The sequence below is a fragment of the Deltaproteobacteria bacterium genome, from assembly GCA_029860075.1.
Classification (GTDB): Bacteria; Desulfobacterota; JADFVX01; order JADFVX01; family JADFVX01; genus JAOUBX01.
This window is the reverse complement of the sequence record JAOUBX010000001.1, coordinates 29229-41996: the sequence shown is the minus strand read 5'-3', so window position 1 is coordinate 41996 and position 12768 is coordinate 29229. Positions and strand designations below refer to the sequence as shown.

The window sequence follows — 12768 nt, the reverse complement described above, 5'->3', positions numbered from 1 at the left end:
CTATGCAATCTTTTTAATGTATACGGGTAAATCTTTTTTGGCTTTTAGAAAAAAGGTTTTCATCCCCCATAACATTCCTGCGCCATAACAAAGATGCATTACCGGAAAAAGAAACATCATAAATATGTGCTTCATCGTTTTACGAAAAAAAGAACCCTTGTCTTTCAGGGCTGACAAGAAGGAAAAAAGAAGGTCACAAATAAGGTATAAAAAAAGGGGTGTCCAATAAATAAAATTATCAATAAAAGGAAGTGTAATAACATAGACGAGAAAAAAAAGGGGAACAAAATGGGCTATCCCGAAAGAGGGCAGGTGAAAGAGCGTCTGCTCCATTCGCCCCCTTCCATAATTGAGTATCTGCCTGGCAAAGCGTTTGATATTCTTTCTCTGGCTTCTAAAAACTTTCATATGAGGATCGTGAATAAGCTTGCAGCCATTCTTTTCAATACGAACCATCAAGTCATTTTCTTCATTGGGAAAAAGCTTTTCATTCAAACCGCCAAATTGCTCAAAAACGGATCGCTTGAAACTGAGATTGCACAAAATCAACTCTTTCTCTGAAGATTCTCGTACCGTGCCGACCGATTGGTAACGATTCTTGATCCCTGCGCCGCCAAAGGGCGAAATAAAGAGCGATTCAAAACATTTCTGAATAAAACTGTCTCCCTCGGGAGCAAGGCTCGGTCCGCCAACGGCAGCGACATTTGCAGCCCTGTGCTGCATAATCAACCTTTTTATATTAGAAGGCGTGGGACAGGCATCATCATCGAGAAAATAGAGAATCTCTCCTTTCGACTGCCTTACCGCCTCATTTCTTTGAATTGACGGATGACACCCTTCAGCAACGATAACTTCCAGCTTTTCCCCGGGATAGTCAATTTTTTCAACAGCCCTTAAGGCTTTTACTTCTCCTCCCGGTTTAACGGGGATAATTATGGAAACAACAGGTAAATCGTTCTCTTTCATTTATAAAAAACATCCTATCATTAATAATTTACTTTATCATTTTTCCTGAAACAACAAGACAAACCATGAGAAAATGTTATTTTACATATTCTCTTTTTTTATACAAAACAGACGTATAATTCCTCCTCTTTTGAAAAGGGAACTGAAAAGAGAGGCAAGCAATGACAAGGGGAAGAGCAGGGGGAAAAGAACAATTGCTATAAAAACGTCAACCATATATGACCAACTGCCACCACCGGGCATCTTCCCCGGCCCGCTTCTCAAAAAATTATAAAAAGAGTCAAAGTTAATAGAGACTATATTTAGAAAGCTTTGAATAAAACCAAAGGGATCATATTCCCAGGAAAGATTTTCTCTCTTGATGACCTGAAAACCACACTTTTCAATATATTTAACAAGAGATTTTTCATTGAAATGAAAAATATGACGGGGAGAGTCCAGGTGAAACCACTTATTAGCAAAAAAAGTGGCCTGAAGACCTCCGAAATTGGGAACTTCCACAATCAAACGTCCCCCGTCTTTCAAAATCCTGCCAACTTCTTCAATAGTGGAAAAAGGGGCGGGTAAATGCTCCAGCACATGCCACATAGTGACAATATCAAAGGATTTTTCAGGAAAATCACAATGGGAAATATCTTTTGTTATTACCTCTATTTCATGCCTTTCCCTGGCGAAAGAAGATGACTTTTTAGACAATTCCGTGCCACAAACCTGCCAACCCATCTTTTTTAATATGTTCAGCATTACACCCCGTCCGCAACCGATATCAAGAATTTTCCCGCTTTTACCTTCAGTAAAAGCGGTTACAATAGAGGCCCTCTTTCTTCTTGAAAGATTGACAAAAAACTCCATCAAAGGATTAAAACGCTCCTGTCCGCCTTTTCCATGATACTCATCGGGATAATAGCAGGACAATTGTTCTTTATCGGGGATAGGGCAGGTCCAGGCAATACGGCACTTATTACATCTTTTGATTTGAAAGCTTTTATCAGAGATTCTTTTATCTAAACTGAATATATCCGAAATATCAGAGCTGCTGCACAAAGGGCAAACCATTTAATCTTCACCATCATTCTTTTCATTAATAAAGAGAGGGATTTTTTTCAAACCCATCTTGTGCAACCTGAACTTCAGGGCCGTCGCGAGCACGCCAAAGCCATAAACGACGCTTCTTTTAAAGCTGATAGATGAAGCTTCAGCAAAATACCTGGTTGGGCAGCTGATCTCACCAATCCTGTATTCAAAATAAATAGCCTGGGCAAGCATCTGGTTATCAAAAACAAAATCATCTCCATTCCTGTTTAAAGGAAGACCTTCCAGTACCTCACGGCTGAAAGCTCTGTAACCGGTATGATATTCAGAGAGTTTGTGTCCGAGAAGAATATTCTCAATAAGCGTAAGAAATCTGTTGGCAATGTACTTGTAAAAAGGCATGCCTCCTTTAAGCGCTCCCGTGCCCAGAATACGGGAACCCAGTACAACATCGTACTCTCCCGATGCAATCATGGACGCCATGGCCGTTATCAGTTTAGGAGCATACTGGTAATCAGGATGAACCATAACAACAATATCAGCGCCAAGGTTAATGGCTTGCCTGTAACAGGATTTCTGGTTTCCACCATAGCCCTTGTTTTCTTCATGAACAATAATGTGCTTTATCCCGAGCTGGGCAGCTTTTTTTACCGTATCATCACTGCTATAATCGTCAACGAGAACAACATCATCTACGACATCAAAGGGTATATCGTTATAAGTTATTTCCAGAGTACGCCCTGCATGGTAAGCCGGCATAACGACAACTATTTTTTTGTTGTGAATCATCTTTACTCCAATTATTTTATAAGAAAAAGAATCCCTGTCACTTCACTGAAGTTTATGAACAGCTTCCGCTATCCCGAGGGAGGCAGCTTTTTGGTAATATAAAAAAGCCTGCTCCATTTCTCCGGCTTCCTCAAAAATTAAAGCAATATTATAAAAGGCTCTCCCATTGTCCGGATTTATTTCCAAAGCCTTTTCATAGTCTCTCCTTGCTTCATTTGTCCTACCAAGAATATGATAGGCAGCGCCTCTGCTATTGTAGGCTATTTCATTTTTATCGTCGATTTTAATTATATGGCTATAATCATATATGGCTTCTGCAAAATGCCCCAACTCCATGTATGAATTTCCCCTGCTTCTGTAAAAATCAAGATAGGTAGGGCCCAATTCTATCGCTTTTGCAAAGTCAGCATTTGCCTCTTCATATTTTTTCAACTGCATATATGCAGTTCCACGGTTATTATAAATAAATGGAGAGCTCTTTGGGAGAACTTTTATTTCATGGTTCCAAAGGTTTAATGAATTTTGCCAGATACCTGTCTGTTTGACTGTAACAATAACCAGCAGAAGCGAGCAGAAGAGAATAGCTGCTCTTGCAAGGAGAGCCATTACCTTTTCCTTCCCGCAAACAAGGGAGGAACAGGCAAGCCCTGCAAGAATAAAAGGGGCAACGCCTGGTAAATAAATATAACGGTCCGCCGCAGACTGACCACCAGCCTGAATGATCCCGATGACAGGGAGCAATGTGACCAGATAGTAAATCCATACAGAAAAATAGAGTTTATTTTTATTAAACCTTAGCAGAGCAAATAAAGTAATCAAAACAACAGCAATAGCAGAAAACAAATATTCGGGGCTAAAAAAAGAAATTTCTCCGGGGTAAGGATAAAGAGGAGCCAGGTTGAAGGGAAAAAGCATTTTAATCCAATAGAAAGCAAGCGAATGAATCCCATTTAGAAGCCTCTCCATAAGAGGAAAAACCCTGGTGGAACTCAAAGCGTTAAATTCAACCTGGGCCTTCATTGTCAAAACAGACGCAATTAATGAAAAAATAAAAAAAGGAATTTTTTCAACAATTAGCCACATAATTTGCCTATGATCCTTTTCTTTCGTAAAACCTCTTAAAGGGTAAAAATCCAGAATCAAAAGAACAAGAGGGAGAGTAACAGCCATGGGTTTACTGAAAAGGGACAACATGAAAGAAAAGAGAGTGCAAAAATACAAGACAGCTTTTTTGGAATCTGAAGAACGGTACTTGTTATAAAAAATAATGCTCAGGAGAAAAAAAAAGGCACATAAAAGATCTTTTCTCTCAGACACCCAGGCGACGGATTCTACGTGAAGTGGGTGAATAGCAAAAAGAAGGGCCGTTATGGATGCTGCAGACAAAGCATATCGCCTGCCTTCCCCTTTGATTTTATTAACGGTTACAAGCTGAAAAGTTAATATGAGCACAAGCAGCGTATTAAATCCGTGTAAAATATTATTACCGAGATGATGCCAAAAAGGATTAAGTCCCCAGATTCTGTAATCAATTGCATGTGACAAAATAGTAAGAGGATGCCAGTTTGCCACATAAAAACCGGTAAAAATCTGGTGGATATTAGTCATGTTTATCGGTTGAAACCGTTGCATTTCTACAATATATTTTGGATCATCCCAATTAACAAATTCATTTTGCAATGCAGGGAGATAAACGAGAAGCGTTATGAAAACAATAAAAATCCCCCGACTAATTAGCATCTTTCTCATTTTATTTTCTTTAAAGTTATAAACAGGTTTAAGGAGAATAGCCGGCAATTGCAATTAAATTAATGGTTTTGGATTGACCCGGCTTTTTCTAAATAAGTGAGTACCTCTTTTTGTATACTGCGATCATTAATAACTAATGCCCTGGAGAGTTCATTAGCCGCCTCATCTTTCCTTCCAAGCCGGTAAAGATTCATACCAAGATGATAGTGATAGTATGGGTCACCTTCAAGATAAGATCTCGCGCTTTCAAGCCTGTCCAAAGACGCTTCATAGCGGCCCATCTTATAGTAAACCCATCCTAATGTATCGACAACATTAAAGTACTTTTTCCCTTTTTGAGTATGCAGTTGCATTGCTTGTAGAACCATTTTTTCTGCTTTTTCAAGCATTATATTTTTTTCAGCATAGACCATAGCCAGATTATTTAATGCATCTGCATTTAATGGCCGGATAGCTAAAGAATTTTCAAAAGCGCCAATCGCTTCCTCAGTCTTACCGGACATGTACATTTCAAGACCATAATTATAGTAAGAAGATGCATAGTTTTCTAAAATTACCTCATCTTCATAACCTGCAGCCGAAGCGATGTCCCCGACATGGCGCAATCTATAAAAGTTCCAGGCAGATCTTTTTGGCTTCTCCTCTTTCCTGGAGAGCTTAAAGGTTATGCCGTTAGTAATAGTGTGTATACCCGGCGGAATATATTCTTCGTCCATATAATTGCTATAAACATCCTTCTTTTCGTAATAGTAATCAAAAACAGAGCCTATCATGGCAAGCGTTTTTTTAGCCCCTCTCTGCCCCAGGGGGTAAAAGGGTCTCTTCATGTGATGCAGGGCCTGAGGCAAATACCAACGCTGCGTTAGAAAATAAATGGGTATAATGTCAACATCCTCCCGGTATTTCTCAACTTTCTGGAGGTACCACAAGACAAAGGTATTGCTGTCAACCTTTGGAAGATAAACCGCATTTTCAGAAAAAGAATTCATTTCATTAAAACCATAATCATAAGCAAGAAAATTATCAGACTTATTAGCAAAGCTCTTATTCTTTGAATAGGTTACGATAGAAATGATAAGGATAAAGGCAAAAAAGACAGGACGGGCAACATTGGCCCCCGGAAATATTTTTAACATAGAATAAGAAAACCATAGTCCTACGCCAATAATGACTGAAGAGAAAACATGGGCAGGAATGTAGAACGGCATTAAGATTTCAGGGTTTCCCTTGAAATTTCCGACAAGCAATATAATAAGAATGCTAAAGGAGAATACCCCTGCCAGTAATGAAAATGCCACTCTTTTGCTGGCTTTCCATAAAGCGTAAAAACCGGCAAAAATTAACAATACACCAAAAACTCCAAATTCAAACAAAGGATCAAAACTCTTAATTTGTTGAAACAAAGTATCCCATGATCTGCCATAAACCTGAGTTTCATAGCCTTTTCTCATAAAAACATCCATAAAATTACTAAAGACAGAGGGCACCCCCCAATTAAGCGATGGATTTTGATTAGATCTGATTGGAATATAGAGATAGACAGAGAACCCGAGAATAAAGAAGAGCAGGCTAAAAAAAGCTCCCTTCCAAAAGTTAATTTTTATTATTTTTTTACTGTCATTTATATCACTTTTAAATATAGCCCCTCTTAACAGTGGCCACAAAAGGATTAATAAAGAAGGCAGCAGCAGCAGCAAGGTATGATGATTTCCAAGTCCCACACCAAAAAGAAATGCCATTAGAAAAAAAGCTTTTCCCCTGATGAGTCCAAGGTAGAGCCTGACCGACAACCAATAAAGGAGTATTATAAAAAAGGCGTTAAGGCTATAAACCTCTGTTACCTCTGCATGTACCCAGAATGTGGGGGAAAGAGCCAGAAGAAAAGAGGCGGCAAACAGGGAGGCATGTAAAGCGGTCACATCCTTTGAATCTTTAGCCTCAAGCAATCCCCTTCCCTCTTCATTATGAGTGATTACCCTTTTATTAAGTATATCTGAAACGACGAGGAAGACAATGACGACTGTTAATGAAGAAAGGAGAGATGAAAGAAAATTCAAACGGTAAGAAATACTGCCGACAGGTATAAGTGTAAATAACTTTGCAAAAAGATTATAGAGAGGATATCCGGGCGGGTGCGGAACCCCTAAGTGCCATGAAGCGGCTGCAAGTTCACCGGCATCACCAATGGTAACAGAGGGAGCGATATGGAAAGTAAAAAAAGAGAGAAAAAAAAAAGGATAACAATCATGATATTATCGTTACAAATGCAACCCAAAGTCCATGCTGCATATCTTGTTTTAGAAAAGACCGGCCTTTAAAACCTCTTAGCTATATCAATTTTATATTTATCTTCTTCAAGGCCCGAACCATAAACATTATCATAGGTTCTATGTATGTAACTTCCTGTTATTTGCAGAAGGGGATATTTAACTGCAACATAAGCCCTTGAATTCAATTCATGTAATGGCCCCTCCAAATCATCCCTGACACGAATAGCGGAACCACAACGGACATATCTCATAGGATAATAATCAAGCGCGATACTATAAGTTCCAAATCTAAACTTACCAATAATGTTGTCCTCCTGGTAATAGGACAATCCCACACTGGTATTTAGAAGGGGTCTACTGCTATATCCCGTTCTAAAAATTGTATATTTCAGCGATTCGGAAATACCTTTAATCTCTGAAGCATATGATGAACCGAGGTTCTTGTTGTTATACATGGTAGTAATACTTGTAAGCTCCCTGGATTCTTTATAAGTCAATTTCAATTCGGACCGGTATTTTTCATCTGACGGATTATTTGCAAGGTCTGAATCTCTAAAGTCATAGTCCAGATTAGCCTTAAAAGATGCCTTACTGCTTATCCTGCTGCTGAAATTCATTTCTAATTCATTTTCAACAGACGACGAGCCATCATCATACTTCAAGATAAATTTTGACATGGCAAGGGAAAAATTACTTTTCTCGCCAACATTCGTTCTAAAATTCAGACTTGTGGATGATGACTTGCTTTTTTCATGAAGGTCACCACTTTCGTCATAAAAGAAAGCAATACTCTGACCTATATTGATGACTTTTTCCGGTTCAATGACATAGCTCAGACTGCCGTTTACAATATGCGAATAAGATGATCTTTCTCTTTCCAGGATATCATCCTTCCGGGCAACCTTAAAAGAGTATAAAGCGCCGTAGTTTGTCTGTTTTCTTCTCTCCGTATACCCTCTTATACTAAAAGAGTGTGATACGGAATCCGCCTGGTCGGCATCAGATTTGGCGAAAGAATATTTGGACTCAAGCGCAAAATCATCCTTTGGCCTTGTCCAGAGCCTGATCTCCTCGTTTACAGATTTACCCTTACTCTCTGTCGCCGTTGTTTCATCCCTGACCCCTCTCTCCGAATAAGAACTTTTCAAACCCAAAAAAGATTTAGCAGAGGGATAAGTATTCAACCAAAAAGGGATGGATAAATCATAAGTGCTTTGGTTGCCGCTATCAGAGCGGCCGTAGGTAGAGAATGTAAAAGCAGTCCATTGTTCTCTCTTTCCTTTCAATGCAAAGGTCAGCCTGTTAGTTTCTGTATCAACGGTAGACGTATTTTTTTTAGCGTATCGATAATTGGTTGAAATATTCAGCCAATTACTTATCCTGTACCAGTATCTTTTATAGGAAACACCTTTATTTCTCCCAATCTTTCCAAAGTGTGTTCCCACATTACCCACATTCATTTCAAATGCATCCCACTCTCCCAGGTCAGACTGAGACTTTGAAACAGTAATCCAGTTTGTACCGCTATTAATACTAAAGTTTCCCGAATCAATTCGTTCTTTATAACCATAAATACTTTCTGACTCTGAACTATTATAGGAAAAATAATAATATGGCCCCCCGTTGACTCCCATACGTCCAAAGAATCCTCGCTTTCTATAGACCGTTTCTTCCACATCGGTTTTAAATCCACCGGCCAGGACTCCACCTCCCCCCCCTATAGAGGTATAACTATATTGACTGCTTTCATCTTCTTCAGCATAAAACTTAACAGAAAAACCTTTTAAATGATAAAGGGCCAATGTCAATTCACCGTTCCAGTCAAGGTCCCCTGAATTTAAAGAATACCTGTTGCCATCAATTTCATTTTGATAATCTTTATAATTGTAGATAATCCCGAATCTGTAGAGACCGCCCCTTTCATTGTAAAGATTACCTGAAAAACCGGTAGACAGTTGATATTGCTGATAAAAAGAATTGGCAGAAGCGCCACCACCGGTACTGTAGCTAATATCATATTCGTCATAGCCCAGGTGTGCAGCCCCTTCTATGCTATGCATTCTGGCATCCAGACCCGCAGGAATAGCAGAGAGGAGCAGGAAGAAAAAGAATATTAATATTTGATAACTATTACGACACAAATAGAAAGCCCCTTTTTTAGTTATTAATAAGCACAAAAACAATCCCAAGATACGCCTGTTTACCACTTTTTATCATAAAAGTCAAGAAGTTACAACAAGCTACCTTCCTTGTATTGCAATATATATACCGTTTGTATGATTCGCAAAAAATATGGTTTTTACCTAAAGAAAGATAACTATCGTCAGCTATAACAAGCGCTTTTGTCAAGCCCAGCTATCATTCCAGCTATCATGAAAAAGCAAAAAACCTTTTGGAAAAATATTGGATAGAGCGCCGAAAGCGTAAAAGCGAAAGAGCAGAATATATCGCCAATTGACCACCCCCATCAAATGGCCCAATCAGGCCCGAAACCAATCGCTCAATAAAAAACATCTATCTCTCGGAGAAATAAAGAGAGCATGCTCAGAGGAAAAAAACTTTCCTAAAAATCAAGACGAAAGTGGGGCCTTCAATATCTCTCTCCCGGACAAAAAAAAGGATGGGCAAGCTGCCCATCCTTTAAGCTGCACAACAATATAAGGCGATTACTTCTGATGACAAGACTGACACAGATTTGAAGACGTGTTAGCCTGTCTCAGGAACTTGCCCGTATCGATCCTGTGCGGATCATGGCATGAAGCACACTCCACGTAATTACCGGTAGAACCGAAGAACTTAATTCCCTGCTCTTCCGCACTGCCAGCACCGGACTGCGGCCTGAAGTAGGTCGCATCAGATCCCTGGGTATACTGGAAGTTTACAGGATGATCATTCGACAACGACTGTGGATCAGCACCAATTGCAGCAGGACCTTTAAGCGCTGGACCACCCGCAAAAGTAGCAACCTCTCCGAACTTGTTAACAACAGCTGAGAAGAGTCCTGTTGCTCCATCATGACAACTCATACAAAGCAGTGAAACACTGCCCGGCGTAAATTCAATACCCGACCGGCTGCCGCCTGGCGACATATTAAAGTGTGCCGATGAATAGAAGTTAAAGGTAACCGTAACAGGGTTAGTCCTGTTCCAAAGGGGATAGTTCTTTACAGCATTATGCGGCGTATGACAGAAAATACAGACCTCCGTCGTACCTCCAGCCTCAGCCGAATAAGTGTATGCCCCCCAGTCACTAAGGTTATGCCTTGAGTTCTCAATAGTGGCCATCGCTGTTGCTGCAGCGAAAAGACTAAAAACCATAGCTAATAGAGCTAATAGAATTGCTTTTTTCATGTTCTCACCTCCTTTCGTTAGTTTTTTATTTTTACAAAAACTATTCAATTTTAGTGCCAAAATCCTTCAGCGGTTTTTCTTTTAACCATTGATCATCAATAATTTTAAAAACCTGAAAGCGTGCGTTTAAAGAATCAACAACATAGATCCGGCCACTTTTATCAATCTCTATATCCTGAGGCAGAAGAAAGCCACCGGGCGCCTCATCTCGTCTTCTCTTAACAGAATGCATCCCCCCTATACTAAGAAGCGACTCCCCTTCACTATTGAAAATTTTAAAGTCATTTCCCTTTCCATCGGTTACATATATATTATCGGTAGCCCTGTCAACTGCAATCCCCTTGATTATTTCAAAGTCACTAATCCCGTCACCTCGCTTGCCAAAATGCTTCAGGTATTGCCCATCAGGGCTAAAGATCTGCACTCTGGCATTCATGGAATCAGCAACAACTATATTACCCTTTGAATCAACATCAACATCGGTAGGAAAATTCAGATATCCCGGCATTTTTCCTCGCCGCCCCACATTAAAGAGATGTTTTCCGCTAAGATCAAAAACGGCAATATTATGATGGTGATTATTAGCCACATAAAGCCGGTTTCTCTCGTCATCGACAACAATCCCGACAGGCCAGCTAAGGAGAGTATCATCCCCGATATTGATTAGCGGTTTTTCATCTTTTGTAAAAACGTAAATCTGATTCTTTTGTGAGTCGGAGGCGTAAATATTGCCCGCTGAATCGACAGCAACTCCCATAAGAGCGCTAAAGAGATTTGCATAGCGCCCCGCACCCATCACATAGACGTCCTGCTTCACCATATCGAAAACCAGCACCTGGCTTCGCTGGGTATCGCCGACGTAAACCTTGTCATACTGACTAGCGGCAATTCCCCATGGCCGGATAAGACTCAAAGACGCAGGGCCTCCCGCAATTCTTGCCCAAAAACTCTTTCGATATCTATTGAAATCTGTGTAATTACCATAGGAGCCAATCCATTCGATTTTCGGAGTAGCGGGAAGGGGGGGCCAGAGGAAGCGATAATCGGGCCTGGCCCTGGGAGCAGCACATCCCCATAAAGTGCTAAAGAGAAAGACAAAAAGAAGTAAAAACTTAAAATACAATAAGGCTTGCAACATATAATTTCCCATTTTTGTTTAGTCCTTCATCTAAATTATTTATAACAAAACCTCTCAACAGAGGTCAAGCAGTCATATGACGAAGCGCAAACGTCAAATCACTTTGAGTGGCATTTTGCACACATAGTCATGCCCCGGGGAAATTTTAAAAGCATTTCCACATCCGACGAATGCGGATCATGACAGCTGAGACAATTAAACTCTTTCCCCTCTCTTGACGGGTCTTTTCTTGCCTTCAATGTATGTCCGGAGGTAATATGGCTGCCTCTATAAACTTCTTGATGACAATCAAAACAAAGTTCATTAACAGACTGCGCAATAAATCCATCTTCTGAATTATGGTTTGCGTGACAAGACAGACATTTAACTTGCTCCACATCGGGATGGACGGAACTCATCATTGTAAACCGGGCAAGGGCATCACTATGGCAATCAGCACAAAACTTTCCATCGTCATCTTTAAGCCGGTACTTTGGCTCACCTGCATATTTATGGCAAACAAGACACTTCCACTCTACCGAGCCATGCGGTTTATCGTCGGCAAATGCCGAATCATGGCACCGATTACAAAAGAGGTCATATTTTTTTTCCGGATCAATATCTACCAGGGGATCAGCGGTCATTTTATGACAGCTTTTACATACGATTTCATTTTCAGGAAAATGCATCGGCTTTTCTCTATAGAGGGAAGGAATAGAAGAAGATACATTGCCAAGCCTGCTCCTGTAAAAGATTTTCAAACTTTTATTTCCCAGAATATTCCCATCAACATCTTTCAGAGTTATTACAACCTCATTCTCTCCCGGCAAAAGATAAAGACGAATAATGAGGTTTCTGCGAAGAAGCTTCCTATACTCTTCAGTCGTCATATCAATTACCGGCGTAATATGCCTGTTAACCCGAATAACAGCGTAGGCTCCCCTCGTATCGGTAACAACAGCGATTAAATGACTCAACTCCATAGAGACAAGAGAATTTTCCATGGGGTACAAAACCTCTACAATATCACCACTACCACCAACAGGCAACTCATCTGAATAAGAAAGGAATGGAAAAAGAAAAAAAACAAGCAGGCAAACAACAGAAGAAAAGAGAGCTCTCTTCAAGTGCAGGCTTAAACAGGAATTATTATATGAGAAATAATGACAGGACATAATGTTCCACTTTACCCAAATCAAATACCACCGGCTACTAAAGAATTAATGCAGACATTCAATATTACAATATTACAAAGAAGTGTCAAGCCATATTTACCGTGACGAAACAAGCAGGAGAGCGTAAAACGCTATTATTAACTGCCAATTCAATCATAACAAACTAAACCGTGCTAACGAAAAGCAAAACCTGTTGCAATCCAGCTGCCAACTCGCAAAACATCACGATAAGAAAATCGGCAGGCAGACATTCCTCTTTCAAAGCAACCCATGACTGAATATTGTTTATTCCTATTATTTTACTTTTAAGCATTACCAGC

General features: G+C 40.0%; 9 protein-coding genes. All 9 read right to left on the bottom strand.

Annotated elements, in window-relative coordinates; genetic code table 11:
- The 9 genes from OEV42_00185 to OEV42_00145 all read right to left on the bottom strand — a co-directional run bounded on the left by OEV42_00185 (position 1) and on the right by OEV42_00145 (position 12400).
- Positions 1-966 (bottom strand): glycosyltransferase, encoded by a 966-nt coding sequence (locus OEV42_00185; GenBank protein ID MDH3972666.1) that lies wholly within the window; start codon positions 964-966, stop codon positions 1-3.
- Positions 967-1047: 81 nt separating this feature from the next.
- A complete protein-coding gene (locus OEV42_00180) occupies positions 1048-2010 on the bottom strand; it encodes a class I SAM-dependent methyltransferase (protein MDH3972665.1) in 963 nt (320 codons plus the stop codon).
- Positions 2011-2022: 12 nt separating this feature from the next.
- On the bottom strand, positions 2023-2787 hold the full coding sequence (locus tag OEV42_00175; protein MDH3972664.1) for a glycosyltransferase family 2 protein: 765 nt from the start codon (positions 2785-2787) through the stop codon (positions 2023-2025).
- Positions 2788-2829: 42 nt separating this feature from the next.
- Positions 2830-4536, bottom strand: coding sequence for a tetratricopeptide repeat protein (locus OEV42_00170; GenBank protein ID MDH3972663.1), 1707 nt, complete (start codon positions 4534-4536; stop codon positions 2830-2832).
- A 59-nt stretch (positions 4537-4595) separates the two neighbouring features.
- A complete protein-coding gene (locus OEV42_00165; GenBank protein ID MDH3972662.1) occupies positions 4596-6722 on the bottom strand; it encodes a DUF2723 domain-containing protein in 2127 nt (708 codons plus the stop codon).
- A gap of 128 nt (positions 6723-6850) precedes the next feature.
- Positions 6851-8866 carry a hypothetical protein gene (locus OEV42_00160; GenBank protein ID MDH3972661.1) on the bottom strand — a complete coding sequence of 672 codons (2016 nt, stop codon included), beginning with the start codon at positions 8864-8866 and terminating at the stop codon, positions 6851-6853.
- Between the two features lie 606 nt (positions 8867-9472).
- Complete coding sequence (locus OEV42_00155) at positions 9473-10156, bottom strand: cytochrome c3 family protein (GenBank protein MDH3972660.1); 684 nt, start codon at positions 10154-10156, stop codon at positions 9473-9475.
- Positions 10157-10196: 40 nt separating this feature from the next.
- On the bottom strand, positions 10197-11069 hold the full coding sequence (locus OEV42_00150; GenBank protein ID MDH3972659.1) for a 6-bladed beta-propeller: 873 nt from the start codon (positions 11067-11069) through the stop codon (positions 10197-10199).
- Between the two features lie 323 nt (positions 11070-11392).
- Positions 11393-12400, bottom strand: coding sequence for a cytochrome c3 family protein (locus tag OEV42_00145; GenBank protein ID MDH3972658.1), 1008 nt, complete (start codon positions 12398-12400; stop codon positions 11393-11395).
- Positions 12401-12768 lie beyond the last annotated feature (368 nt).

Coding starts and splice junctions, on each gene's coding strand:
- OEV42_00160 (MDH3972661.1), bottom strand. CDS start 8,866: ATGCATAGCATAGAAGGGGCTGCACACCTGGGCTATGACGAATATGAT.
- OEV42_00170 (MDH3972663.1), bottom strand. CDS start 4,536: ATGAGAAAGATGCTAATTAGTCGGGGGATTTTTATTGTTTTCATAACG.
- OEV42_00175 (MDH3972664.1), bottom strand. CDS start 2,787: ATGATTCACAACAAAAAAATAGTTGTCGTTATGCCGGCTTACCATGCA.
- OEV42_00155 (MDH3972660.1), bottom strand. CDS start 10,156: ATGAAAAAAGCAATTCTATTAGCTCTATTAGCTATGGTTTTTAGTCTT.
- OEV42_00185 (MDH3972666.1), bottom strand. CDS start 966: ATGAAAGAGAACGATTTACCTGTTGTTTCCATAATTATCCCCGTTAAA.